This is a genomic window from Nonomuraea fuscirosea (assembly GCF_003001935.1).
GTDB lineage: Bacteria > Actinomycetota > Actinomycetes > Streptosporangiales > Streptosporangiaceae > Nonomuraea > Nonomuraea fuscirosea.
Window position 1 is genome coordinate 295245 of sequence record NZ_PVNG01000007.1, and the last position, 25653, is coordinate 320897.

Below are 25653 nucleotides of genomic sequence, written 5' to 3' on the forward strand. Positions count from 1 at the left end.
CCTCGTGCGATATGGAACATCGCAGCCAGGCCGAGTCGGCGCTGGGCGGGGCGGCGTACGGGATGCTGTTCGTGCTCGGGGTCGTCATGGCGATCGTGGGTGGGTTCACGCATCCCGTGTGGCAGTCCGGCCTGATCCCGGTGTCGGCGATCGTCTGGGTGCTGGCGTTGTTCGGGGTGTGCGCGGGGGCGGGCCGGCTGATGCGGGCGAAGCTCGGCGCCACGACGGCCGGGCTCGGGTGGCTGCTGGTGACGATGCCGTTCACGCTGGAGCTGAGCGCCGGTGACCTGGTGATCGCCAGCGGAGCGCCGGGCTATGTCTACCTTTACGGGGGATTGGCCGCTCTTGTGGCGGGCTATCTGCTTTCGCCCTCATCAGGAGGGGGTTCGTGGCTTTTGCGTGGGTACCCCCCGAAGAATTCCATGTAGAGGCATACAGTGGCTTAGTGCATTCCATCGAGCGGCACGTGGACCCGGCAACCTACCGTAAAGTCGTCGGCCGTTTCGCCACAGGAGTCGCGATCGTCACGACCCGGCTCGGTGACGTCGATCATGCGATGACCGTCAACTCCTTCACCTCCGTCTCGCTCGATCCGCTGCTGGTGCTGTTCTGCGCCGAGAAGGTGGCGCGGTTCCATGACGCGGTGCTGGAGTCCGGGACGTGGGGCGTGTCGGTGTTACCGGCCTCCATGGAGGACGCCTCGCGCTTCTTCGCCCACCGGGGGCGGCCGCTGAACGGCCAGCTCGCCAGGTGGCCGCATCATCGGGGCGAGTCGGGGGTGCCGTTGTTCGACGGGGCCATCGCCACCGTCGAGTGCGCGACCACGGCGGTGCACGACAGCGGGGACCACTCGATCGTGGTGGGCGAGGTGAGCGCGCTGGACACGCCGACGGACGCCGCGCCGCTCCTGTACCACGAAGGACGCTACAAGACCGTCTGAGGTGAATGTCCGCAGGGCCGGGAGTCTCGTCCGCTGAACCGGGAGGGATGCTCCTGCGGCCTGCTCATCCGCGCGGGAAGCGTGCGGCGCGGCCGGGCATGAGCCGGGCCAGGCGCTTCGGCCTGGCCCGGTTCTGCTGGGCGGAACGGTGGCCGGCTGTGCGGCCGGTCGCGTGCCGGTTCTCCTGGTTGGTGCGTGCCGGTTCTACTGGTTACGGGCGACGGGCGGGCCGGGCTGGGCGGCCGTCGTGGCGTCCCCCGAGGTGCCGGCCGGAGCGGTCGTGTCCGTCGGAACGCTCGTGTCGGTCGGGGCGGGCGTGTCCGTCGGTGGGGTCGTGTCCGTCGGGGTCGGGGTCGGGGTCGGGGTCTCCGAGGGGTCGTCGGCCGGAGGCTCGGACGGCGGCGGGCAGGTCGGGATCTCAGTGGTCGGGGACGCGCTCGGAGGGGCGGTGTCCGCGGGCGGATCGGTGGGCGGATCCGACGGCGGATCCGACGGCGGATCCGACGGGGGATCGGTCGGAGGATCGGTCACGGTCGGCGTCGGCGCCGGGGTCTCACTGACCGTCGGCGTAGGCGTCGGTGTCGGGGTCTCGCTCGGCGTCACGGTGGGTGACACGGTGGGCGACACGGTCGCGGTCGGTGAGGTCGCGTCAGTGGGAACGGCCGGCGGCTCGCTGGGCGGGTCGGACGGTTCGACGGACGGCTGGCAGGTGAACGTGACCGTCGGCCCCGGCTCGGTGACGGTGACCGTGGGACCCGGTTCGGTCACCGTGACCGTCTCCTTGATGGTGACGGTCGGCAGCGGCGCCATCGCGACGTCGGCCCTGCCTTGCTTCTTGTACGTGCCGCGCCCCAGCCGGGCCCGGGTGCTCCCTTCGCCGCCGAGCACGGTGAGCTCCACGTTCGCGGTCTTGCACGATCTTCTCTTGCACACCCGCTGCTCGACGGAGAAGAAGCCCGCTCCTTCGTAGGCGACCGAGACGTTCAGATAGGAAACGCCCCGCCTCTTGACCACCTTCGTCTCGGCGGTGTATTCCCCGGTCGTGGGGCTCTCCGTCGGCGTGGGGGCCGGGGTCAAGGTCTCGGTCGGGGGCGGCGTCTCAGAAGGCGGCCCTGAAGAGGGCGGCCCCGAAGGAGGCGAAGTTTCGGAGGGCGGCGTCTGGGACGGGGGCGTCTCGGACGGGGGCGTCGTCGAGGGTGCGGCGGCTAACGCCAGCCGCCCGTTGGAAGGGGTGTCAGTGAATCGTAGGGAATCGGTCGCTGACGTCTGGGTGATCGCGACTCCGCCGGCTCCTGCCAGTGCAACGGTGCCGAGCAGCGCGCCCAGGATGGAGAATCTCATAATCCTGCTCTTTGGGAGATTTCAGGACGGGGATCATTATTCCGACTTGTCAAGATTGGTCAAGACTCAGACGCATGAACAGGCGCTTCCGGTTCCGGCGGGCGGCGAACTATGTGAACCTCTCCACGCCGCTCGGTCTGCTGATCGCTTTCGTCGGCGGGGCGTCCAGGACGCCCGGTCCCAACGGCCTCATCCTGGCCTTCGGCTACCGCTACAGGTTCCCCGTCGCGGGGGCGTTCACCGTCGGGAACGTGGTCCTGACCAGGCACGACTCGCTGAGTGAGCAGCTCGTCCTGCACGAGGGGCGGCACGCCACGCAGTGGGCCTGGTGCGTCGGGCTGCCGATGCTGCCGCTCTACCTGCTGTCCATGCTGGTGTCGGTCATCGTCTGCGGGCACCAGGCGTCGTACAACGTCTTCGAACGGCTGGCCGGGCTGGACGACGGCGGCTACCCGCGCAGGCCGGCGCGCTGGCGGCGCGGCGGCGGCAGTGCAGGTTGACGAGCCTCTGTCAAGGTCAGGGCGTTAACCGCAGCGTGTGCGCCGCGGCCTTCTTGACCGCCTCCGGCGAGGAGTACATCGGCAGCAGCTCGCCCTTCGCCCACACCGCCGCCTGGTCCCAGTAGTTGTCGTGGAAGGCGTGACCGGAGGCGCCGGTCAGGTTGATCCAGCGGGACTTGTCCAGGTCCGACAGGTCGACGACCATGCGCATCGACGGCACGGCGGTCACCGCGTACCCCTGCTGAACGTTCCACCCCGTCGCGTTCACCGCGTCCTTGCTCCCGGACACCGCCAGCGGCCCCCGGTTGAACAGCGCCTCGACCGGCGCGATGCCCGACATGCCGAGCGAGCCGTTGACCAGTTCGAGCTGGTGCAGATCGCCCCAGCGCCACGCCTTGACCTCCGGCCCGAGCCGGTCGGCGAGCTCCTGGTACGCCGACGCCATCGCCTGACGCAGGATGTCGTCGCGGGTCTCCGTCAGCTCCTCGGTGCCCGCGTCGTCCCAGAAGGGGTCGTCAGGGGCCTCCAGGAGCCGCCTGACGACCTCGTACCAGCGGTCGCCTCCCGTGGGCCGGGCGGCCTCGGGCAGGTCGTCGTCGAACGTCAGCGTGAGCAGGTGACGCCAGACGGCGTTGAAGTAGGCCGCGGCGGCCGAGCCGGACTCCTGCGCGCGGTCCCACGACTTCAGCAGCTCCCTGGCCTGTACGGCCGGCCCGGCCAGGTCCACCTTCATCAGCGCGGGCACGAGCGTATCGGCGAAGCCGTTGCCCGAGTCGCGCTGGATCCGCAGCATGGTTTCGGTGTCGATCGGGCCCTTCTTGAGCGCCTCCGTCAGCAGGGTGCGGATGCGTTCTGAACGGTAGCCGTAGGCCCAGTCCTTGGTCAGCAGCGGCTTGTAGCGGCCGGGGTCGATGACGGCGTTGTTGGCGGTGACGATGAAGCCGTCATCGGGGTCCTCGACGGTGGGCAGCTGGTCGTACGGGATCGGCGCGGGCCGCCACTCGTACTCGCCGGTCCAGCCGGGGACGGGCCAGGTGCCGTCGCCCTTCTCCCGTACGGGGACGCGCCCAGGGGCCTGATATCCGATCTTGCCCGTCGTGTCGGCGTAGACGAGGTTCTGCGAGGGGACGTCGAACAGCGAGGCCGCGGCCTTGAACTCGTTCCAGTCGGTGGCCTTGTTCAGCGCGAAGATCGCGTCGGCCGTGCGGCCGGGCGTCAGCGCGGTCCACTGCAGCGCCACCGCGTTGGCCTCGCCGCTGGGCCGCGCGTTCGGCATCACCTCGTTGATCAGCGGGCCGTGCCGGGTGCTCTTGACGGTGATCGTGACGGGCGACCGGCCGGCCACCTTGATCACCTCTTTCCTGGTCTCCAGCTTCACCTGTTCGCCCTGGTACAGGTACGTGTCGCCGGACACCTGCTCCAGGAACAGGTCGGCCACGTCGGGCCCCAGGTTCGTGAAGCCCCAGGCGATCTTGTCCGTGTGCCCGATGACCACCCCGGGCAGCCCGGCGAAGGTGAACCCGGTGACGTCGTACGGGCACGCCTCGGTGATCGTCCGACAGTGCAGCCCCGCTTGATACCAGACCGACGGCATCTGCGCCGACAGGTGCGGGTCGTTGGCCAGGAGCGGCTTGCCGCTGAGGGTGTTGGCCCCGGAGACCACCCATGAGTTCGACCCGATGCCCTCCCGGTCCGCGGTGCTCATGGTGCTCGGCACGTTCCGCAGCGTCCCGGCCGCGTCGGTGAGCGCCCGCCCGGCCCGCAGCCGCGGCTGGGCCCGCTGGTCGAAGCGGCTCTGGGCGATGGCGCCCTCGTTGACGATCGGCAGGTGACGGTCGTAGGGGTAACCGGGATAGAGCTGGTCGACGCGCTCCCTGGGCAGCTTGGTCAGGGCGAGCGCGCGGTCGATCTCGTCCTCCATGTTGGAGCGCAGGTCCCAGGCCATGGCCTTCAGCCAGGCCAGGGAGTCGACCGCGGTCCACTTCTCCGGCGTGCCGCCGCCGCCCTGGAGCTTGAGCACGGAGTATTCGAGACTGCGGTCGGAGGCGTTGGGGTTGGCGCTGAGCCAGGCGTTGACGCCCGCCGCGTACGCGTCGAGGTAGTCCTTCGTGTCCTGGGCCAGCTCGGGCAGCTCCTGCTCGGCCACCCGGCGCCAGCCCATGGTCCGCAGCGCCTTGTCGTTGTCGAGGGTGGAGGCGCCGAACAGCTCGGACAGGCGTCCGGCGGTCGTGTGGCGGCGGAAGTCCATCTCGTAGAAGCGGTCCTGGGCGTGGACGAAGCCCTGGGCCATGAACAGGTCCGTGGCGCTGTCCGCGTAGATGTGTGGAATTCCAGATTTATCGCGATAAATCTCCACGCTTCCCGTCAGGCCAGGCAGCCGCAGCGACCCGTCCACCTGGGGGAACGACTTCCGCACCGTGTAGACCAGCACGCCCGCCAGCACGAGGACGAGCGCGAGCGCGACGGTCAACGACCGGGCCGCCCACCGCAACGGCCACGGCATCCACGCATAGGGCCTCACCGCCACCTCCTTCATGCCGAACTGGCATCAAGTCTGGCAGTTCGCGATCACTGCTCCGGACGGGACGAGCACTCCAGCGGGGGCTCGCCCCGGCCGGGACGATCACTCCCAGGTCTGGCCTTCCGAGGTGTCGGACACCCGTACACCCAGGTCGGCGAGCTTGTCGCGGAGCCGGTCGGAGGCCGGCCAGTCCTTCGCCTCGCGCGCCCGCTCCCGCGCCTCCAGCAGCTCACCGGCACCGGGCGGCAGCACCTTGGCCTTGCCGATCTCGATGGACAGATCGAGCGCCAGCACCTGGTCCAGATGCAGGAACGTCTCGAACTTCGCCCCTGGCGCCACCGAATCGTCGCGCTCCAGCTCCCGCAGGATCCGCAGCGCCGCCGGAGTGTCGAGGTCGTCGTCGAAGGCCGCCTCCACCCGGTCCGCGTAGTCCTTGGACAGCGGGGCGCTGACCGACTCGGACCACTCGGCCACCCTGGCCCGCCACCTGCGCACCGTACGGTCGGCGGCCCGCAGGGTGTCCCAGGTCAGGTTCATCTGCTGGCGGTAGCGGTGCTCCAGGAACGCCAGCCGCACGGCCAGCGGGTCGAGCCCCTCGGTCACCACGTCGGACAGCAGCACCACGTTGCCCGTCGACTTGGCCATCTTGCGCCCGTCGAACAGCAGGTGCTCGCCGTGCACCCAGTGCCGCACCACCTCGTGCCCGGCCGCCGCGTCGGACTGGGCCCGCTCGTCCTCGTGGTGCGGGAAGCGCAGGTCGATCCCGCCGAGGTGGAGGTCGAAGCGCGAGCCGAGGAAGCGCAGCGACATGGCCGAGCACTCGACGTGCCAGCCGGGAAAGCCCCGGCCCCACGGCGTGTCCCAGGTCAGCTCGCCCTCGGCGGGCTTCCACAGGGCCCAGTCGGCGTGGAAGCGCTTGCGCGGATCGACCGCCTCGATGCGGTGGGCGGGCCGCAGCGCGTCGAGCCGGTTGCCGGAGATCTCGCCGTAGGAGGGGAACGTACGCGCGTCGAAGAAGACCGACCCGTCGGGCACGGTGTAGGCGTGCCCCTGCTCGATCAGCTTGGCGATCAGCTCCACCATCAGGTCGATGCTCTCGCTGGCACGCGGCATGTGCTCGGGCGGGCGCAGGTTGAGCGCGGAGGCGTCGGCCACGAAGGACTCCTCGTGGAAGCGGGCCAGCTCCAGCGGCGAGCGCCCCTCTGCCCGCGCCTGGGCCAGGACCTTGTCCTCGCCCTCCGCCGCGCCCTCGGCGGAGGAGTCGGCGAGGTGGCCGACGTCGGTGATGTTCTGGCAGGCGACGACGCGCACCCGCCGCCGTTCCAGGACCCGTCTGATCAGATCGGACAGCACGTAGGTGCGCAGGTTGCCCACGTGCGCGTGGCGGTAGACCGTCGGCCCGCACGTGTACATCCGCAGCGCTCGCCCGGCGTCGATCCGCTCGACCTGCCTGGCGCGCGTGTCGTAGATCCGCAACATCTCCCGAGCTTAGCCCGGCGTCAACTGCCCAGGAAACCGAGAATGTCCCGGTCACCGCGCTCGCGCAGCCTGGCGATCACCTCTTCGCGGCCGGCCGCGTCGGACAGCCCGATCCTGGCCCCGATCAGCCGCAGGCCCTCCAGCTCCGAGCTGACCGGAGCGGTGTAGCCGAGCAGGTAGAGCGCCCGGTTCACCGGCGGCATCGCCAGCGGCGCGGCGGGCAGGTAGCGCGTCAGCAGCTCGCCGCCGTCGGAAACGGTGAGGAAGACGTGGTCGCCCTCGTTGGCCTTGTACTCGGCCAGCACGTTGCGGATCGACCCCATGGTGGGCTGGTTGTGCCAGCTGATCACCACGTCGCCGGACGGCGCGGAGGCCGTCAGCTGCCCGCCCGGCGCCATCCCCAGGTAGGCCGCGAACCCCGTCGGCAGCGGCGACCCCGAGCCCCGCAGGTGCTCGGCGTTGATGTCCACCCGGTGCCACCAGCGCCCGTCGCGCGAGCGGAAGCTGCGCCGGGTCTCCGAGACGTCCTTGCGCGGCTGGTACGGCTCCGCCTCCCCGCTCGGCGAGGTGCCCGCCACCCGGATCCAGCCCCGCTGCGTGCGTTCGAACCCCGGCCCGCCCGAGTACGCCCGCACAGAGCTCTCGCTCACGTCGTAGCGCGAGGTCAGGTTGGCCACGACCGTGCTCACCGAGGCCTCGCCGCCGGCCCGCTCGATCTCCCTGGCGATCATCTCCCTGATCCCCAGGTACTCGTCGCCGCCCCACCTGGTCAGCCCGTACTTGTTGCGGTCGAGCCGGCGGAAGCGCTCGTCGGCGGTGAGCTGGTTGCGGATGCCGACCAGGCTGTAGTCCTCGCCGATGCGCTCCTGGATCTCCTCGGGCGACAGGGGCGTGCCCGCCACCGCCAGCACCGCCTCGGCCTTCTCGTTGACGCTGCGCGGCCACGGCACCACGTGCTGGCCCAGCACCCGCAGCTGCGGCACGGCCAGGATCCACCGCTCGGCCACGTCCTCGTGCACGCCGAGCTGGGACACCATGGAGACGGCCTCGGGCAGCGGGCGGGGCCCGTCGGAGAAGAGCTGGCGCGTCTTCTCCCGCAGGTCGTCGGCCCCGCCGGCAACCAGCCAGCCGTCCGACTGCTCGTAGCCGGTCATCAGCGTGCGCACGAACCGCCACGCCGGGATCCCCAGCGCGCGCAGGTCGCCCGCGTGCCACGGCACGACGGTCTGCAGGTCCTCGGCCGGCACGGCCACGCCCAGCCGCCCGCGCAGCCACGTCACGTGGGCGACCAGGCCGCCCGCCTCGGGCTTGGCCAGCCAGGCGTCGATGTGCTCGCGCAGGTCGCGCTCGATCTGCCTGATCCGCTCCCTGGTGACGGAGAAGCGCTGGGCCAGCTCGTCGAGGGTGGCCCGTTGCTCGGCGTACAGGCGGTCGCGCGCGATGGCCCGCTGCCGGTCGTCCAGCGCCGCGAACAGCTCGTCGATCAGGTCGGGCAGCGGCTTGTCCGTCCTGGACGGTGCGGGCACCGCCTCGGGCGCGGGTTCGAGCAGCCGCTCGAAGACGCCGCTGAACAGTTTCTGCACCACGTCCTTGCCCAGCGTCTCCGGCGTCCGCTCGGCCTCGGCGGGGTCGGAGAAGCGCAGCAACGGCAGGATGTCGCCCAGCGTCAGATGTCCCCAGCAGGCCACGGCCAGGTCGGCCAGACGGCCCGCCACGGTCTGTGTGCCGACGATGGCGCACGCGCGGTCGAGAGGAATCGCCTGCCACCAGGCCTCGGGCAGCTGTGGCTCCTCCACGATCGGCGCGATCTGACCAGGAGGGGTCCAGCGCAGTGGTGGCGTGAGGTCGCTCAGGCTGAGGTTCATTGAGGTCCAACCGGCAAAGGGAAGATATCCGCAGTTCAGACTATGTGATCAGAGGGGTAGAAACGGGCTGCCTCTTCCAGAATGGGAGATATAGAGCATCGAGCGAGCACGGGTGCAGGCGACGAACAGTATGCTCCGTTCACGTTGCAACGCGTGAGCACGCGCCTGCGGTTCCTCCGGCAGCGGACCCGGCACCACGTCCTCCGCGACGCCGACGAGCGCCACCCGTTCGAACTCCAGGCCCTTGAGTTGCGGGAAGCTCGCCACCCGCACCTCCAGGCCGTCGAGCGCGCGGCCGGCCCGGCGGGCGAGCCGCTGGTGGCGGGCGCCGACGGCGATCTCGCCGGCCGGCACGCCTTCGGCCAGCCAGCCCTCGACCGTGGCGCGCAGGCCCGCCAGCTCCGCCTCCAGCGTGTCGTACGCCCTGACGACCGGCCGCTCGCCGTTGCGCGTCGCGCCGAAGCCGTACATGTCGGTGACGCCCGTGACCAGGCCGGGGGACAGGCCGCCGCCGCGCAGCCGGACGGCGAAGGACAGCACCTCCTGCGGCAGGCGGTAGGAGCGCTTGAGCGTGTGCTGGACGGCGGGGATGCCGAGCGCGCCGAGCGTCACGCGCGCGTCGGTGACGCGCTGGTGCGGATCGCCCACGATGAACAGGTCGTCGCGGGCCCGCGGCACCGCCGCCCGCAGCAGCCGCCACTGCGCCGCGCTGACGTCCTGCGCCTCGTCCACGACCATGTGACGGTACGGCTTGAGCCCTGGATCCACATCGTCGAGCAGATCACCCGTCGAGATCGACAGCAACCGCAACGCCTCGTCCGTCAGCTCGGCCAGCGAACGCGCGTCCGGACCGACCAGCACCGGGCGGCGGCCCTCGGCGTCGGCCACGATCCGCAGGGCCAAGCGCTCGGCGTTGTCCACCTCGACCCGCTTGCGCACCACCTCGTCCTCGATCAGCAGGTCCAGTCTGGCCGACAGCTCCTCGGCCAGGCTCTGCGAGAACGTCACCAGCAGCACGGGCCCCGCGCCGCGCGCCGCCAGATGGGCCGCCCGGTGCAGCGCCAGCACGGTCTTGCCGGTGCCCGCGCCGCCCACGACCAGCACCGGGTGCTCGTACCTGGCGGCCCTGGCCAGCCGGTGCTGCGGCGGGTCCAGGAACGTGCACCACGCCGGCGCGTCCAGCACCCGCTCCAGCGCCACCTTGTCCTGGACGAACACCGCGCGGTCGGGGCTGCGCCGCAGCGCCGCGTAGAGGTCCTCGGTGTCGATCGGGCCGCTCGCCCCGTCGGAGGCCAGCCAGGCGTCCAGCTCACGCCACGCCTCCGCCAGGGTGCCGCCGCGCGCCAGCACGGCCAGCGGGGCGTACTGGGTGGGCGGCAGCAGCGGTTCGAGCGCGGCCACGTCGGCCTCGGTCGTGATCAGCCGGAACAGCGGCAGCGCGTGCCCGTCCAGGCCGAGCCCCAGCAGGTCGCCGTCGCAGATCGGGTCGAACAGCCCGGACGACCCGGCCGAGCGGCGTAACGCGGGCTCCACCCGCTCCAGGGCCTCCGCGTCCCACTCCTCGACGACGCCGAGCACCGGGTTGACGCCGTAACGGTGGCGGCGCGCGTACGACCAGGCCTCGGCGTCCGGCAGGACGTCGCGCAGCCAGTACACGTCCCGCTGCCGCACCACCACCGCGCGGTAGCCGGCCGCCAGGCGCAGGGTCGCGACCCGCGGATCCCGCGCGCCCCGCACCCGCTCGGCGTGCGGGGCGCCGGCCACGTTCAGCAGGAACCGGCGCAGCGCGACCACGGCGTCCCTGCGCACCGGCTGGGCCAGTGCGCTGAGCTCCCTGCGGAACTCCGGGCCGATCGCGAGCCGCGGCACAGGCTCAGTCCAAGAGTTCGAGCAGGTCGCGGTCCCCGCGTTCGCGGAGCCTGTTGAGCAGCTCGGGCAGGGCGACGGGCCCCGTCATGCCGATCCTGGTCGCGATGACCCTGGCCGCCTGATCTCGCGTTCCGCCCGGAGCCGTGTACCCGACCAGGCGAAGCGCCTTCGTGATCTTCTCGGCGCCCTGCGCGGCGACCGGCAGGTGCCTGGCCCGCAGCACGCCCTCGTCCGACAGCGTCAGGAACAGGTGACCGCCCTCACGGGCTCCCACGTCCACCAGCAGGTGCTCGACGGACTGCAGCACCGGCGAGCCGTGCCAGGTCATGGTCAGCTCGCCCGCGGCGCTCCTGACCGTCCTGCTCTCACCCGGATTCAGCCCCAGGTACGACGCGAAGCCCGTCGGCAGCGCGCACTCGCCTCCCGCCAGCTGCTCGGCGGTCACGTCGACGCGCAGCCACCAGCGGCCGTCGGGCTGCCGGAAGCAGCGCTTGGTCTGGGAGACGTCCTTCAGCGGCTGGTACGGCTTGTCCGGCTCGGGCGCTCCGCCGTTCGTCTCGCTCGCGGGGGGCGCCACCGGGGTGAACGCCTGGAACTGCGGCGGGCCAGGGGGAGGCGGGGGCAGCTGGACGGGGCCGAACGCCGGCTGCAGCAGCTCCACCGGCTCCTGCCGCACGGCGGCCTGCTGGTCGGGGCCGTACTGGTCGGGACCGTACTGCTCGGGGGCGTGCTGATCCTGGCTCTGCTGGTCCGGGGTGTGCTGGTCCTGGAGCTGCTCGGCCGGGGCCTGCTGGGGCTCGGGCTCCTGGGGCTGCTCGTACTGCTGCTCCCGTACGGGCGGCGGGACCAGCGTGGTCAGCACGAACTGCCAGGCCGGGACCTCCAGCGCGCGGATCTCGACGTTGTGCCAGTCGGCCGCGCCGATGAGCCGCTCCTTGGGCGCCTCGGGGCCGATCGTCGCGACCAGCTCGTCCAGATGAGCGCGGTACGGGGCCGCCTCGTCGCTGGACAGCCAGTGGTCGAGGCGGGTGCGCAGCGCGTCCTCGGTGGCGGCGATCTCGGCAGGGGGGACGGCGAAGAGCTTGGCCAGCTGGTCCACGGCCGACGGCTCGTCGGTGAAGACCCGGTTCTGGGCCACGGCCCAGCTCTTGTCGTCCAGACCGGCGAACGCGGCCTCGATCAGCTCGGGAAGCTCCTGCCCGCGACCCTCGGCCGCGGCCTCCCCGCCGTCCTGCTCGCCGTGCTCGTCCTGGACGGGCGCGGCGAGCCCGGCGTGCTCGGCGGGCTCCAGGGGGAACTGCTCGACCGGAATCTGCTCGGCGTGGACGTCCACGAGGACGTCCTCCTGCACGTGCTCGGGAACGTGCTCGCCGAGGACGTCCCCGGCCGGCTCCGCCTCCTGGGCGGCGGGCACGGGCTCGTCGGCGGTGTCCAAGGCGTCGCCGTGGTGCACCGCTAGCGCGTCCCCGTGGTGCGCTTCCGACGCGTCCTCATGGTGCGGCTCAAGCGCGTCCTCGTGGTGCGGCTCAAGCGCGTCCTCGTGGTGCGCCGCCACGACCTGCGCACTTTCAGGCGCACTCTCAGGCCCGCTCTCCGGCTCGGCCTCCGGCTCGGCCTCCGGCGCGGCGGCCTCCTCGGCCTGTTCCGCGGCGGCGACCTCGGCCGCGTGCTGGGCGGCGGCCACCTCGGCGTCGTGCCGGGCGGCGTCCCCGGTGCCGGCGGCGTCCCCAGCGACGTTCTCCGCCGCGACCGGCGCGGAGCGGGCCTCCTCGGCCTCGTGTTCCCCCTCCGGCGCCGCAGCGGCGGGCTCAGCCTCGCGCGCGGCCTGCTCCCGCACGTCCTGCTCGTGCGCGAAGGGCTCATGCGCCAGCGGCGGCTGGGCGGCGGGCGGCGTCTCCTGCTTTCCGCCCTGGGCCGGAGCGGCGTACGCGAGCGGCTGGGCCAGGTGCACGAGCACGGCGGAGAACAGCGTGTTCAGCACCGGCCGCGCCTGGATGAACGGCTGGTCGACCAGCTCCCGGCTGGTCAGCGCCAGCAGCCCGGCCCACGACCCGGTGCGGTCGAGCGCGATGGCGACCGCGGGCTCGTCGGCCTCGTCCGGGTCCAGCACGTGCAGGGCGGGCAGGACGTCACCGATCGAGGCGGCCGGCCAGTGTTCCAGGGCGATCTCCGTCAGCAGCTCGCCCAGCGACTCGGGACCGATCGCGGCCAGGACGCGGGGCATGGGCAGGCTGCGCCACCACGCATCCGGCAGGTCCGGCTGCCCGGTGAGTAGCGTGATCGTCGACGCGTCGCTCCACCTCAACGGTGGTACGAGGTCGCTCAGGCAGAAGTTCATCCCGTTCCGTTCACCAGCCCCTCACGCCGCCGCAGCGGTGCAGCCCAAATCTCGCCGCCCACGGAACAGACCATAGTCCGGCAAAACAGCCCTACGCATCATGCACGACGCATCAACGCCGAACAGCGGCAAAGCGTAGACGCACGTAGTCGGCCATCCAGCCAGTCTCCCTGCGAAGTGCGGGCGCGGCCAGTTCGTTGACGCGACGGAGCAGGGGCTCCACGATCTCCGGGGGAAGCCCTTCGAGCACCGATGCGGCGAACACGCGCACCCAGTCGGCGGCCCCGCCGGGGCACTCGTCAAGGGGGGTCGGCCGGTCGAAGTATTCGAGCAACCTGACGACGAACCCCTCCTGCTCGAGGCGGCGGGCGTACTCGGCAGGCGTGGGAAAGTACCACGGGAGCTCGGGTTCGCGCAGGCCGTACTCGCGCCAGGCCGTCAGCATCGCGGTGGTCAGCTCGGCGCAGTTGCCCGCGCCGCCCATCTCCGCGACGAAGCGCCCGCCAGGCTTGAGTGCCTCGCGGACGCTGGCGATCACGGCGGCCGGGTCGCGGCTCATCCAGTGCAGCGCCGCGTTGGAGAAGACCGCGTCGTACGGGTCCACCACCGTGAAGTCGTGCCCGTCGCCGATGATGAAGTCGATGCCGGGATACTGCGCCAGCGCCTTCTCGATCATGGCGGACGAGCCGTCGATGCCGAGGACGTCGGCGCCTCTGAAGGCGATCTGCGCCGTCAGCACCCCGGTGCCGCAGCCGAGGTCCAGCACTCGCTCGCCGGCCCGGGGGTCGAGCAGGTCGACCAGTGGCGCGCCTTGGGTCGATACGTAGCCGAAGCTGCTGTCGTAGGCGCGACTGTTCCACCGCTCCAAACTCGGTGTGTCGTATCGCAAGACGATCAGCTCACAATCGATCAGACATCGGGCCCCCGTGGCCGTGCTGTCTGTTCACTTTAGAGGCTGATTGTCGCTACGACATATCAAGTCACATAGGACTCATCCCACCTTCTTGCTCCACTCCTTCCTCAAGTACGCCTTCGCCGCGTCTGCCTGCGGAATCGTCATGAGCACCGGCGGACCGGGCGCCTTGGGCAATTTCGCCGCCTGCTCGCCGTCGAGCGTGCCCTTCATGAGCATCGCCTCGCCGCGCACCGGCCGGGCGTACCCCTTCTGCAGCAGGTTCTGGCCCTCGTCGGAGAAGAGGAACTCCTGCCAGAGCCGGGCGGCGGCCGGGTGCGGGGCGGCCTTGTTGATCGCCTGCACGTGGTAGCCGCCGAGCGCCGCGTCCCGGGGGATCGTCACCTTCCAGGTGTCGGCGTGGTCAGCGCTGCGGCGGGCGTTGAGATGGTCCCAGGCGATGACCACGTTGGCCTTGGCCAGGTCGGTCAGCCTGCCCGCCTGCTTGAGCTTGGCGAACAGCTCGACGCCCTGCTGCGGCTGCGGCGTCCCCGAGCGCATGGACGCCGCCATGACGCCGCCGAAGGCCGACGCCGAGCGCAGCGGGTCGCCGTCGAGCGCGACCTTGTAGCCGGGCCCGAGCAGGTCGGCGAAGGAGGCCGGCGGCTTGACCGCGCGGGGGTCGTAGCCGATGGACATGTAGCCGCCGTACGCGGCGTACCAGGCGCCGGACGGCTCCTTCACGTGGTCGGGCAGGTCCTGCCAGCCCTGGACCTGATAGCGGGCGAACCGGTCGGCCGCGGAGACGGCCACGTCCATCGTCAGGTCGAACACGTCGGGCTTGAGCTGGGCGGCGGCGTCCAGTTCGCGCTTGCTGCTCGCCGTGGGCTCCAGCTCGTTGACCTTGATGTCGTACTTGTCGGCGAAGGTGTCGATGACCTCGCCGTAGTTGACCCATTCGCGAGGCAGGGCGATCACGTTGAGCTCGCCCTCGCGCTTGGCGGCCTCGGCCAGGCGGTCCATGGTGCCGAAGCCGGCCTTCATCGAGGTGGCTCCGGTGTTGATCGGCGGCAGGTTCCTGGCCTCGGTGGAGGCGGTGTCCGTGGACGACGCGCCGCATCCGGCGCTGGCGAGGATGGCTGCTGCGGCGGCGCAGGTACGTACAGTCACGTAATGAATACTTACCGTTACATCCGCCCAGGTCGAGGAGGCGCGGCCGGAACGACCTTGGCGGCCACGAGTGTCTCTTCGGGGATCTCCACCACAGTGCCGTCCCTTTTGCGTACTTTGAGAAGTCCGTCCGACCACGACACGAGCACGCCCACCGCGTCGCTGAACCCGCCGGGGACGCGTCTACGGGTGGTGATCCGTGCGCCTATATCGTGACTTGTGATGGCGATGACGAGGCGCGCGGCCATGAGTTTGGCACCCTCCGTTTCGGCCAGCGTGCAAGCACGGCAATACTAGGGCGTAGCAAACCGCGGTCAGAGTCATGCCATGGTGCGGAGAAGAAGGAGCTCGAGGTGACCTACGTCATCGCGCAGCCTTGCGTGGACGTCCTGGACAAGGCGTGCATCGAGGAATGCCCCGTTGATTGCATCTACGAGGGCGAGCGCATGCTTTACATCCACCCCGACGAGTGCGTGGACTGCGGCGCGTGCGAACCCGTGTGCCCCGTCGAGGCCATTTTCTACGAGGACGACCTTCCCGAGCAGTGGAAGGACTTCTACAAGGCGAACGTGGACTTCTTCGAGGACCTCGGCTCGCCCGGTGGCGCCTCGAAGGTGGGCAAGATCGAGAAGGACCATCCGGTGGTGGCCGCCCTGCCGCCGCAGGGCGAGGACCACTGACGAGTCCCGACGCCGTGTACGGGGGCATCCGAGGGGATGCGCCCCGTTCGCGCGCCATGCGCCCGTGACGCGGCCTTCCACGGCCGCCGCGCTCCAGTACGCCGAGGAGAAGAATCGTGAACAAACTGCCTGACTTCCCCTGGGACCGGCTGGAGCCGTACAAAGAGCGTGCGCTGGCGCATCCCGACGGCATCGTCGACCTGTCGGTCGGCACGCCCGTCGACCCCGTGCCGCGGATCGTCCAGGACGCCCTGACCGGGGCGGCCGACAGTCCCGGCTACCCCCTGACCCACGGCACCGTGGCGCTGCGCGAGGCGGCCGCCGCCTGGCTGCGGCGCAGGCACGGCGTCACGGTCGGGCCGCGCGACGTGCTCCCGCTGATCGGCTCCAAGGAGTTCGTCGCCTGGCTGCCCACCTACCTGGGCGCCAAGCGGGTGGTCTTCCCCGAGCTGGCCTACCCCACCTACGACGTGGGCGCCAGACTCGCCGGCGCGGTCGGCACCGCGTCCGACAGCACGCTCGCGCTCGGACCCGAGCCCGTGGACCTCATCTGGGTCAACAGCCCCGGCAACCCCACGGGGCGCGTGCTGCCCGCCGAACACCTGCGCAAGGTCGTGGCCTGGGCCCGCGAACGCGGCGCCGTCGTGGCCTCCGACGAGTGCTACATCGAGCTCGGCTGGGAAGAGCAGCCGATCTCGATCCTCCACCCCGACGTCTGCGGCGGCTCCCACGAGGGCCTGCTCGCCGTCCACTCGCTCTCCAAGCGCTCCAACCTGGCCGGATACCGCGCCGGGTTCGTGACGGGCGATCCCGTCCTGGTCAAGCGGCTGCTGGAGACCCGCAAGCACGCCGGCATGATCATGCCGCAGCCCGTGCAGGCCGCGATGACGGCCGCGCTCGGCGACGACGAGCACGCCGAGCACCAGCGTGAGCTCTACGCCGCGCGCCGCGCGCTGATCCGGCCCGCACTGGAGAAGGCCGGCTGGGAGATCGACCATTCGACGGCAGGTCTGTACTTCTGGGCGTCGAACGGACAGAACGCCTGGGATCAGGTAGCCAAGCTTTCCGAAATCGGGATTTTGGTCGCGCCGGGGGAATTCTACGGATCAGCAGGTGGGCGCCACATCCGCATCGCGATGACCGCGACTGATGAGCGGATCGGTGCGGCGGTGCGCCGCCTCCAGTAGGATCGCCCGTCATAGCCATTCCCACTGGCTTGAGCACGCATAAATTGATAAGGGCTTATGCCGAGGCAGACCGCGAGTGGAGCGAGCTGATCGATGAGCATGACCTCCATGGTCGTACTCGGGCTGAGCATCGCCACCGTCCTGCTGCTGCTGGGCGCCTTCTTGGCTACCCTGCGGCAGGACAGGAGAGGCCGCACGAGCGCGCCGCCCGCACAGGTCGCGTCCTTCGAGACCCCGCTGGCGGCGCCGGTGAGCGTCCCGGCGCATGTCGGCACCGACTACACCGACCCTCGCACCCTCCGGATCGGGGACCGGATCCAGGTGCACGGGTCACGCGCTCGCGTGCTCGGGGCGATGTACATCTCGTGGCAGGGCCAGGAGTGGACCGAGTTCTTCCTGCGCGACGCCTCCCGGCGCTACCAGTGGCTCTCGGTCGAGGTGCGCGACGGTGATCCGCCGCACCTGGAGGTCCAGCTCTGGAACGACGTGCCGACGCAGGGCATGGTTCCGGCCAAGAGCATGCTGATCATGGAGGGCGTGGAGTTCTTCCCGATCGAGCGCGGCACGGCCGCGTTCAGGACCGAGGGCGACACCGGCTACCCCGAGCGCGGCCTGCTCGACTTCGCCGACTACCGGGCCGCCGACGGGCGGCTGCTGTCCTTCGAACGCATCCAGGGCGGCTCGTGGACGGCCGGTTACGCCCAGCCGCTGCCGCCCGGCTCGATCTCCATCGTCCGCCGCGCCTCCTGAGCAGCGCCTCCATAACCTGCTGAGCAGCACCTCAGGACCCTCCTGAGGTGTGCCTTCACGACAGCTCGACCTGGCGGTCGCCGGCCTCGCCGCCCGCCTGCCAGCCTTCGAGCTCCACGTCGTTGGACCAGGTCACGCCGCTGTAGCCGACCCGGCTGATGGCGTACTGCTCGGCGTGCGCCACCGACCAGGCGGCCACCAGCCAGCCGCGCTTCTTCGAGGTGATCGCGGTGCTGCCCAGCGCCCGGGCCAGCTGCTTGCGCGCCTCGGTGGTCTTCGGCCGCGGCGGCGGGGTCTTCTTGGCCGCGGGGTACCAGCAGTGGACGGCCCGCGGGACCCGCCCGGTGAAGGCGGCGGCGAGGATCTTCGCGTCGCCCTCGTGCGGCGCGTACGCGTAGCCGCCCGCCGAGCGCTGCACGGCCTGCGCCGCGTCGGCCAGCGGGATCTTGCGGTAGTTCTTCACCTTGACCAGCGCGGCGAAGAACTTGTTCGTGGCGTAGACGGGGTCCATGAGCTGTTTCTTCCTGCCCCAGCCCTGCGACTCGCGCTGCTGGAACACCCCGACCGAGTCGCGGTCGCCGTAGCCGAGGTTGGACAGCTTCGACTCCTGCAGCGCGGTGGCGTACGCGATCACCACGGCCCGCTCGGGCAGCCGGCGGCGCGCCGCCACGGCCGCGATGGTGGCCGAGATCCGAGCCTGCTCGGTGTCGAGGCCGATGGTGCCGTCGGGCGTGACGGCGGTGCAGTAGGCCTCGGGCTCGACGGCCAGCTTCGGCGCCCGCTTCAGCAGGTGGTAGAGGCCCACCGAGACGCCCACCGCGAGCACGACGACCACGACCACGATGGTGATGACCCCACGAGAGAAGCGCACGCGCACCCTGAAGAACCTACCCGGCCGGATAAGCTCCGTGGCCATGAGTCACGTGAGCACCTCCTCACCGATACCCCCGGTGGTGGACGAGCTGTGGGAGCGCCGCGCGGAGCTGTCGCCGGCCGACGCCGAGGCACGCCACCTGGTGGTCGGCGCGATCGACCTGCTCGACAGAGGGCAGGCCCGTGCGGCCCACCTCGTCGGCGGCGAGGTCGTCGTGGACGAGCGCGCCAAGCGGGCGATCCTGCTCAGCTTCAAGGTGCTCGGCCTGGTCCGCTCGCAGGTGGGCGACTTCCACCAGCACGACCGGCATCCGCTCAAGAGCTCGCTCGACGGCGTCCGCGTGGTGCCGGGGGCGATCGCGCGCTGGGGCTCCTACCTGGCGCCCGGTGTGGTGCTGATGCCGTCGTTCACGAACATCGGCGCGTACGTCGACGCGGGCACGATGGTCGACACCTGGGCCACGGTCGGGTCCTGCGCCCAGATCGGCAAGAACGTGCACCTGTCCGGCGGCGTCGGCATCGGCGGCGTGCTGGAGCCGCCCGGCGCGGTGCCGGTCGTGGTCGAGGACGACGCGTTGATCGGCAGCCGGGCGATGATCGTGGAGGGCGCCAGGGTCGGCGAGGGCGCGGTCGTCGGCGCTGGAACGATCCTGTCCGCCTCGATGCCCGTCATCGACGTGGAGAGCGGCGAAGAACTGGCCCGCGGCGCCATCCCCGCGTGGTGCGTGGCGGTGGGCGGCACGCGGCAGAAGGAGTTCCCCGGCGGCACGTTCGGCCTGCCCTGCGTGCTGGTGATCAAGCGCCTGGAGCCGGGGCGCAGGCACGACAAGGCGGCGCTCAACGAGGTGCTGCGCGAACACGGAGTGAACACCTGATGCTTGACCTGACCCAGGACGTACGCGACCTGACCGCCGCGATCGTGGACATCGAGTCGGTGAGCGGCGCCGAGAAGGCGCTGGCCGACGAGGTCGAACGGGCGCTGACGGCGCTGCCGCACCTGAAGGTGAGCAGGTCGGGCGAGACGGTCGTGGCCCGCACGGAGCAGGGGCACGCCGAGCGCGTGCTGATCGCGGGCCACCTCGACACCGTCCCCCTCGCGGGCAACCTGCCCAGCCGGGTCGAGGGCGACCTGCTGTACGGGTGCGGCACCACCGACATGAAGGCCGGCGTGGCGGTCGCGCTCAGGCTGGCCGCCACCGTGCCCGCGCCCGTCAGGGACGTGACCTACGTCTTCTACGACTGCGAGGAGATCGAGGCCGAGCGCAACGGCCTCACCAGGGTCGCCAGGGAGCATCCGGGCTGGCTGGAGGCCGACTTCGCGGTGCTGATGGAGCCCACCGACGGCGTGATCGAGGGCGGCTGCCAGGGCACCCTGCGGGCCGAGGTGACGGTGACAGGACGGCGCTCCCACAGCGCCAGGTCGTGGTTCGGGGTCAACGCCATCCACGGGATCGAGCCGGTGCTGGCCAGGCTCAACGCGTACAAGGCGCGCCGGCCGGTGGTCGACGGGCTGGAATACCACGAGGGGCTGAACGCGGTCGGCGTGCGCGGCGGCGTGGCCGGCAACGTCATCCCCGACCTGTGCGTGGTGACGGTCAACTACCGCTTCGCCCCCGACCTGTCGATCGAGGCGGCGCAGGAGCACGTGCGCGAGGTGTTCGACGGCTTCGCGGTGAGCTTCACGGACGGCGCGCCCGCGGCCAGGCCGGGGCTGATGCATCCGGTGGCGGCGGCCTTCACCGCGGCCGTCGGCGGCACTCCGCGGGCCAAGCTGGGCTGGACGGACGTGGCCCGCTTCTCCGCGCTGGGGGTGCCGGCCGTCAACTACGGCCCCGGTGACCCGAACCTGGCCCACCAGCAGGGCGAGTACGTGTCGCTGCCCAAGATCGTGGAGAGCGAGCGGGCGATGCGTGACTGGCTCCACATGTGAAAGTGGCCTTCCTCGCCGGCCATTTGGCGGGGAAGACCACTTTCAGTCCCGAGCAGCACCCTCGGCAGTTAGACGCGGGGGAGTCGAAATCCGGTTCCCGGCTTCGTCCAGATTTTTTCAGACAATGTTCCGTCTGTCCCACCAGCGATTTCGCCCGCGGCAGGCAGCCTGGGACGGTGGAACCGACCGTGCGTGAGAAGGGCTAGCGTCATCCCCATGGAAAAGATTCGTCGAGAGCGCCGCCAGGGGCAAGCCCTCGTGCGTGGCGACCTCGTCCCCAGCTCCACCCACGACCAGCGGCTGCTGGCCCGCCAGGGACCCTCCGACTGGGTCCACATGGACCCGTGGCGGGTGCTGCGCATCCAGGCGGAGTTCGTGGAGGGCTTCGGCCAGCTGGCCGAGCTGCCGCCGGCGGTCACCGTGTTCGGCTCGGCCCGCACCGCGTCCGACACGCCCGACTATGCGATGGGCCGGGCGCTCGGCAGGAAGCTGGCCGAGACCGGCTACGCCGTGATCACCGGTGGCGGGCCCGGCGTCATGGAGTCGGCCAACCGGGGCGCGCTCGACGTCGACGGCGCGGTGTCGGTCGGGCTCGGCATCGAGCTCCCCTTCGAGCAGCGCATGAACGACTACGTCGACCTCGGTATCGAGTTCCGCTACTTCTTCGTCCGCAAGACGATGTTCGTCAAGTACTCCTGCGGCTTCATCGCCCTGCCCGGCGGCTTCGGCACCCTCGACGAGCTGTTCGAGGCGCTCACGCTGGTGCAGACCCGCAAGGTCACCTCCTTCCCCGTGGTGCTGATGGGCTCGGAGTTCTGGGGCGGGCTGCTCGACTGGATCAAGAGCACGCTGCTCGGCACCGGCAAGATCGCGCCGCAGGACCTCGACCTGATCACCGTGACCGACGACGTGGACGAGGCCGTACGGATCATCGTGGACGCCGACCGGGCCCGTTCCCGGCAGCGCGAGGAGGAGCTGAAGGCCACCGCCGCCCAGACCGCGGAGCCCCAGTAGGCCCAATAGGCTCTGACGACGTGAACATCTGCGTCTACTGCGCCTCAAGCCTCAACATCGACAAGAAGTACATCGAGCTGGCCGCGAACGTCGGCACCGAGCTCGCCCGGCGTGGCCACACCCTGGTGAGCGGCGGCGGGTCGGTGTCCTGCATGGGCGCCGTCACCGCCGCCACCAGGGCCGCCGGAGGCCGGACGGTCGGGGTGATCCCGCAGGCACTGGTGGACATGGAGGTGGCCGACGAGGAGTCGGACGAGCTGATCGTCACGGCCGACATGCGCGAGCGCAAGGGCATCATGGACGCCCGCTCCGACGCGTTCCTGGTGCTGCCCGGCGGCATCGGCACGCTGGAGGAGCTGTTCGAGATCTGGACCGCCCGCGTGCTCGGCCTGCACGATCGCCCGCTGGTCATCCTCGACCCCTACGGCCTGTACGACCCGCTCAAGGCCCTGGTCGACGGCATGTACGAGCAGGGCTTCACCCGCCCCGACGTCTTCGACGCGATCTCCTGGACCTCGACCGTGACGGAGGCGTTCGCCGCGCTCGAAGCGCGCACCCAGCCGGTACGGCCGAGCGTCGCCGAACTCGGCGAGGCCGCGGGCTGACCTGCGCGGCTTCGCTCTCATCCGGGGCCGGACGCGGCAAGTGCGTGACCTCGTGCCCCGATGGTATGAGTACGATGCCAATGTGCTGGTCATACTCGCCATCGCCGCCGTCGCCATCTTGGCCTGCGTGGTGCTGGTCTCCCTCGGCAGGGGCGGTGAGCTGACCGAGTTCCCGCCCGACGTGCCGCCGCTCGACCTGCCCGAGGCGGGGCAGCTCACCGCGGTCGACTTCATGGCGCTCCAACTGCCGGTCAACCTGGTCGGCTACCACACGCAGAGCGTCGACGAGACCCTGCGCAGGGCCGCCGGCGCGATCAGCGCCCGCGACACCAGGATCGCGGTCCTGGAGCAGCGGGTCTCCGAGCTGCTGTCGAGCCGGCTGTACGCGCGGCAGGAGGTCTACGCCGCGCCGGGGGCGGGGCCGCGTACCGAGCACGAGCCCGAGGCGCCGGCCGCGCCGCGTGAGCTGCCCGAGTCCGGCGATCCCGTGCCGGCGGGCGAGGCCACGGCGACGTGGGAGCACGCCGCGCAGCTCAAGCGCCCGCCGGAGTGGCGGGTGGCCCAGCCGGGCGGCGCCGCCGCCCGCAACGGCGAGGCCCACGACGCGGCGGCCCAGGACGTTCAGAACGTGGACGAGACCGCCGCGAAGGCCGACGACGAACCCGCCACGGAACCCGCGCAAGAGCGGCCCGACCAGACCGGCGAGGCCGCGGCCGACGACGTGAAGGCCGACGACGTGAAGGCCGACGACGTGAAGGCCGACGACGTGAAGGCCGACGATGAGAAGGCCGACGACGTGAAGGGCGACGATGAGAAGGCCGACGAGACGGTGGCGCTGCGCGAGCAGGCCCCGGACGGCGGCGCGGACGAGCCCCGGCCCGCCGGCCTGAGCAAGGACGGTGACGAGCGCCCGTGACCGAGCCCATCCGCTGCACCTGGGCGGGCCTGGCCGACCCGATGTACCTCGCCTACCACGACGACGAGTGGGGCCGCCCGCTCAAGGGCGACGACGAGGTCTTCGAGCGGGTCTCACTGGAGACGTTCCAGTCGGGCCTGTCATGGCTGACGATCCTGCGCAAACGGGAGAACTTTCGCGCCGCCTTCGACCGCTTCTCGATCCCGAAGGTGGCCGCGTACACGGAGCAGGACGTGGAGCGCCTGCTCGGCGACGCGGGGATCATCCGCAACCGGGCCAAGATCGAGGCCGTCATCGGCAACGCCAGGGCCGCCCACGACCTGCCCGGCGGCCTGTCGGAGCTGGTGTGGCGGCACGCCGACCCCGATGCTCCCGTGCCCGCGACGATGGCCGACGTGCCCGCCGTCACCCCCGGCTCGAAGGCGCTGGCCAAGGAGCTGAAGAAACACGGCTTCCGGTTCGTCGGCCCGACCACGGCCTACGCGCTGATGCAGGCGATCGGCCTGGTCAACGACCACATCAAGGACTGCCTGGCGCGGAGCCGCTGAGCTCCACGCCGTGGCTGCGGCCCAGCGACCCGCCGACGGCCACGGTGATCGCGGGGGTCCGGCCCGTGCGCACGCTGACGGTCTCGTCGGCGCTGACGACCTCGCGGGCGGAGCGGCCGAGCGTGATCGTCACGACGTCCACGGTCCTGCTCGGGTCGGCCACGGCCAGGGAGAGCCGTTCGCCGGCCCGGCGCAGCATCACCACGCAGGGCCGGTCCACGCTGACGATCCCCGCCGTCCCCGGCGTCCAGAACGTGGCTCCGAGCAGCGAGCGCGTCCGTACGGCCTGCACGTCCCGCGTGTTGGCAAGCACCCGCGCGGGCCGGGCGCGGTGGAAGGACCTGGTGCGCTCGCGGGTGGCGTTCGGCAGCAGGACGTAGGCGTAGGCGGCGTCGCACGGGTCGACGCCGTGGTCGTACCAGAACGTCACGTAACGCCGGGAGACGAGGTCGGCGGCGCCCTCGGTGTCGTCGCCCGCGTTGATGTCGCGCCAGCGGCCCGTCCGCGTCTCCACCAGCGTCGAGACGCCCTCGAAGACATAGCCGCCCGCTCCTGGCAGGTGGGCCCACCCGTCGCCCAGGTACGGCTCCGCCCGCGTGGCCCGGTTCTCCACCACGGTCTCGATCCGGCGGCCGTCGGTGCTGGTGATGCCGCTGCCCAGCGCCACCACGGCGGAGTCGAGGCAGAACCACGACTTGCGCGCCCGCAGGCTGACGCCGTCGCCGGCCAGCTCCATGGCCGCGACGCCGTACCGCCGCTCCAGCGCCACCCCGCCCGCCTGCTCGTTGGCCGGCCGGTAGGCGGTGAAGTCGAGCCCGGCCCGCTCGCGGGTGTCCACGGTGGTGCCGGGCAGCCGGTACGGATTTACGGTCGGCCAGAAGTCGTGCCCGTAGTGGTCGAGGTCGCCGGTGTAGAGGTAGGTCATGCCGTCGCCGGTGTACCAGCCGCGCGGGTTCTCCCCGTTGATCGCCTCGTAGGCGGCGACCCGCCGCGACGACATGCCGATCGCGACCGACCAGCCGGGCCGCCGGTGCACCACCCGGTCCATCGAGGGGAACACGAAGTGCCCTGACGGTCCCGGCGCGGCCTCCACGCTCTTGTCGTCCAGCACCGCGACCGCCCGCCTGGTCTCGGGCACATCGGCGTGCCGCAGGTAGGCGCGGCTCCCGCCGCGCTCGATCCACCCCTTGGCCAGCGCCCTGAACCGGCTCCGGTACGGCTCGGGCGCGCTCTCGGCCAGCAGCAGCACGGCCCCGATCACGCCATGGCCGGCCACCCGGTCGGAGAACGCCTGCCGCGTCGCCGCCCGCCCCCTGACGGTGTCCATGAGCAGCCCGTCGTGGACGAAGGGCGCGAACGAGCGCTCGACCGCGTCCAGCACCACCCGCAGCCCGGGGTCGCTCACCTCCCAGGGGGAGCCGTGCAGCAGCGCCACGCTCTCGGAGACCGCGATGAGCAGGGACAGGCCGTAGGAGCCCGTGTAGGCCACGCTGCCGTGCTGGATGAACGAGCCGTCGCGGTAGAAGCCGTCGCCGCTCTCGGCGTAGGAGAACACGCTGTGGCGCCCGCCGTCGCGTACGTCGGACAGCCCGTCGCGGGCCAGCGCCAGCTTGCCGGGATCACGCCCGGCCACGCCGCGGAAGGCCACGATGGAGGCCTTGTCGGCCCGGTTGGAGCCGCTCTCCGAGGCGTCCGGCCAGCCCGCGCGCCGGTCGGCGTCGGGACAGAACCGGTCGATCGCCCTCAGGTACGCCTCCGCCCGGCCCGCGTCGAGCCGGTCGCCGAGCAGCACGCACACCCGGGCCAGCTCGGCGGGCGTGCCGATCTCCCAGAACCACCAGTTGCCCGTCTCCGCGAGCCGCTCGTTGTAGTGCCCCTCGTGCAGCAGGTCCAGCGCCTCGATCACCCGGGCCGCCACGGCGTCGTCGCCGTGCTGGGCGGTGCCGGGCGTGGCCCAGGCGGTGGCGATCAGCCGCAGCCGGCCGTAGCTGCCCGTCACGCGGCCGGGCCGATCCCCGAGCGGCAGGTCCGGCCAGATGAGACCGGGCGCCATCCCGGCCAGCCAGCCGGCGGCGCGCTCGCTCAGGGTGGTCAGCGGCCGCTCGTAGACCGGGTCGGAGGCGTCGAACCCGCCGCCCGTCAGCAGGTTCACGGCGCTCGCGCGCAGCCTCTCGAAGTCGTACGGAGCGGACGGGCGGGCGGAGCGGGAAGAGCGCATGGCACCAGCCTTACCCA

General features: G+C 71.3%; 23 protein-coding genes. 12 read left to right on the top strand and 11 right to left on the bottom strand.

Annotation, left to right across the window (positions count from 1 at the left end; genetic code table 11):
- The first annotated feature begins 11 nt into the window (after positions 1 to 11).
- Positions 12 to 428 carry a DUF6113 family protein gene (locus B0I32_RS18675; protein ID WP_106240802.1) on the top strand — a complete coding sequence of 139 codons (417 nt, stop codon included), beginning with the start codon at positions 12 to 14 and terminating at the stop codon, positions 426 to 428.
- Between the two features lie 17 nt (positions 429 to 445).
- The gene (locus tag B0I32_RS18680; protein ID WP_245955894.1) at positions 446 to 940 is read left to right on the top strand and encodes a flavin reductase family protein; all 495 of its coding nucleotides are present in this window, start codon (positions 446 to 448) and stop codon (positions 938 to 940) included.
- A gap of 204 nt (positions 941 to 1144) precedes the next feature.
- On the opposite strand, the gene B0I32_RS57740 is transcribed toward B0I32_RS18680, so the two are convergent.
- Entirely contained in the window at positions 1145 to 2017 is an 873-nt protein-coding gene (locus B0I32_RS57740; protein WP_181307528.1) for a hypothetical protein, read from the bottom strand.
- Between the two features lie 338 nt (positions 2018 to 2355).
- Here B0I32_RS57740 and B0I32_RS18695 point away from each other — a divergent pair, with 338 nt between their 5' ends.
- The gene (locus B0I32_RS18695) at positions 2356 to 2781 is read left to right on the top strand and encodes a hypothetical protein (protein WP_106240808.1); all 426 of its coding nucleotides are present in this window, start codon (positions 2356 to 2358) and stop codon (positions 2779 to 2781) included.
- A 16-nt stretch (positions 2782 to 2797) separates the two neighbouring features.
- Here the strand turns inward: B0I32_RS18695 and B0I32_RS18700 are convergent, their stop codons facing one another.
- The 8 genes from B0I32_RS18700 to B0I32_RS61700 form a co-directional block, all read right to left on the bottom strand.
- Entirely contained in the window at positions 2798 to 5284 is a 2487-nt protein-coding gene (locus B0I32_RS18700) for a penicillin acylase family protein (RefSeq protein ID WP_106241054.1), read from the bottom strand.
- A 120-nt stretch (positions 5285 to 5404) separates the two neighbouring features.
- Positions 5405 to 6781: a cysteine--tRNA ligase gene (cysS, locus tag B0I32_RS18705; RefSeq protein WP_106240810.1), complete on the bottom strand. Its 1377-nt coding sequence runs from the start codon at positions 6779 to 6781 to the stop codon at positions 5405 to 5407.
- Positions 6782 to 6801: 20 nt separating this feature from the next.
- Positions 6802 to 8646, bottom strand: coding sequence for a sigma factor-like helix-turn-helix DNA-binding protein (locus B0I32_RS18710; protein WP_106240813.1), 1845 nt, complete (start codon positions 8644 to 8646; stop codon positions 6802 to 6804).
- A 48-nt stretch (positions 8647 to 8694) separates the two neighbouring features.
- A complete protein-coding gene (locus B0I32_RS18715) occupies positions 8695 to 10515 on the bottom strand; it encodes a UvrD-helicase domain-containing protein (RefSeq protein WP_106240816.1) in 1821 nt (606 codons plus the stop codon).
- Positions 10516 to 10519: 4 nt separating this feature from the next.
- The gene (locus tag B0I32_RS18720; protein ID WP_106240819.1) at positions 10520 to 12853 is read right to left on the bottom strand and encodes a hypothetical protein; all 2334 of its coding nucleotides are present in this window, start codon (positions 12851 to 12853) and stop codon (positions 10520 to 10522) included.
- A gap of 112 nt (positions 12854 to 12965) precedes the next feature.
- Positions 12966 to 13742 carry a class I SAM-dependent methyltransferase gene (locus B0I32_RS18725; protein ID WP_106240821.1) on the bottom strand — a complete coding sequence of 259 codons (777 nt, stop codon included), beginning with the start codon at positions 13740 to 13742 and terminating at the stop codon, positions 12966 to 12968.
- 102 nt (positions 13743 to 13844) lie between these two features.
- Positions 13845 to 14915 (bottom strand): ABC transporter substrate-binding protein, encoded by a 1071-nt coding sequence (locus tag B0I32_RS18730; RefSeq protein WP_245955895.1) that lies wholly within the window; start codon positions 14913 to 14915, stop codon positions 13845 to 13847.
- A gap of 17 nt (positions 14916 to 14932) precedes the next feature.
- Positions 14933 to 15163, bottom strand: a complete 231-nt coding sequence (locus B0I32_RS61700) for a putative acetyltransferase (protein ID WP_106240824.1) — start codon at positions 15161 to 15163, stop codon at positions 14933 to 14935.
- A 105-nt stretch (positions 15164 to 15268) separates the two neighbouring features.
- Here B0I32_RS61700 and fdxA point away from each other — a divergent pair, with 105 nt between their 5' ends.
- The 3 genes from fdxA to B0I32_RS18750 all read left to right on the top strand — a co-directional run bounded on the left by fdxA (position 15269) and on the right by B0I32_RS18750 (position 17532).
- Positions 15269 to 15595 carry a ferredoxin gene (gene fdxA, locus B0I32_RS18740; protein ID WP_106240826.1) on the top strand — a complete coding sequence of 109 codons (327 nt, stop codon included), beginning with the start codon at positions 15269 to 15271 and terminating at the stop codon, positions 15593 to 15595.
- A gap of 116 nt (positions 15596 to 15711) precedes the next feature.
- Positions 15712 to 16782 carry a succinyldiaminopimelate transaminase gene (gene dapC / locus B0I32_RS18745; RefSeq protein ID WP_106240828.1) on the top strand — a complete coding sequence of 357 codons (1071 nt, stop codon included), beginning with the start codon at positions 15712 to 15714 and terminating at the stop codon, positions 16780 to 16782.
- A 93-nt stretch (positions 16783 to 16875) separates the two neighbouring features.
- On the top strand, positions 16876 to 17532 hold the full coding sequence (locus B0I32_RS18750; RefSeq protein ID WP_245955896.1) for a DUF4178 domain-containing protein: 657 nt from the start codon (positions 16876 to 16878) through the stop codon (positions 17530 to 17532).
- 55 nt (positions 17533 to 17587) lie between these two features.
- On the opposite strand, the gene B0I32_RS18755 is transcribed toward B0I32_RS18750, so the two are convergent.
- Complete coding sequence (locus B0I32_RS18755) at positions 17588 to 18403, bottom strand: hypothetical protein (RefSeq protein ID WP_106241060.1); 816 nt, start codon at positions 18401 to 18403, stop codon at positions 17588 to 17590.
- 43 nt (positions 18404 to 18446) lie between these two features.
- Between B0I32_RS18755 and B0I32_RS18760 the strand changes: the two genes are divergently transcribed.
- The 6 genes from B0I32_RS18760 to B0I32_RS18785 all read left to right on the top strand — a co-directional run bounded on the left by B0I32_RS18760 (position 18447) and on the right by B0I32_RS18785 (position 23418).
- Positions 18447 to 19280, top strand: coding sequence for a 2,3,4,5-tetrahydropyridine-2,6-dicarboxylate N-succinyltransferase (locus B0I32_RS18760; RefSeq protein ID WP_106241062.1), 834 nt, complete (start codon positions 18447 to 18449; stop codon positions 19278 to 19280).
- Positions 19280 to 20335 (top strand): succinyl-diaminopimelate desuccinylase, encoded by a 1056-nt coding sequence (gene dapE / locus B0I32_RS18765; protein ID WP_106240833.1) that lies wholly within the window; start codon positions 19280 to 19282, stop codon positions 20333 to 20335. The genes B0I32_RS18760 and dapE overlap by 1 nt, the downstream gene beginning before the upstream one ends.
- A 216-nt stretch (positions 20336 to 20551) precedes the next feature.
- Entirely contained in the window at positions 20552 to 21349 is a 798-nt protein-coding gene (locus B0I32_RS18770) for an LOG family protein (protein ID WP_106240835.1), read from the top strand.
- A 20-nt stretch (positions 21350 to 21369) separates the two neighbouring features.
- Entirely contained in the window at positions 21370 to 21954 is a 585-nt protein-coding gene (locus tag B0I32_RS18775; protein ID WP_106240837.1) for an LOG family protein, read from the top strand.
- A gap of 82 nt (positions 21955 to 22036) precedes the next feature.
- A complete protein-coding gene (locus B0I32_RS18780) occupies positions 22037 to 22870 on the top strand; it encodes a hypothetical protein (protein ID WP_106240840.1) in 834 nt (277 codons plus the stop codon).
- A gap of 41 nt (positions 22871 to 22911) precedes the next feature.
- Positions 22912 to 23418: a DNA-3-methyladenine glycosylase I gene (locus B0I32_RS18785; protein ID WP_245955913.1), complete on the top strand. Its 507-nt coding sequence runs from the start codon at positions 22912 to 22914 to the stop codon at positions 23416 to 23418.
- On the opposite strand, the gene B0I32_RS18790 is transcribed toward B0I32_RS18785, so the two are convergent.
- Entirely contained in the window at positions 23390 to 25636 is a 2247-nt protein-coding gene (locus tag B0I32_RS18790; RefSeq protein WP_106240845.1) for a polysaccharide lyase 8 family protein, read from the bottom strand. The genes B0I32_RS18785 and B0I32_RS18790 overlap by 29 nt on opposite strands.
- Positions 25637 to 25653 lie beyond the last annotated feature (17 nt).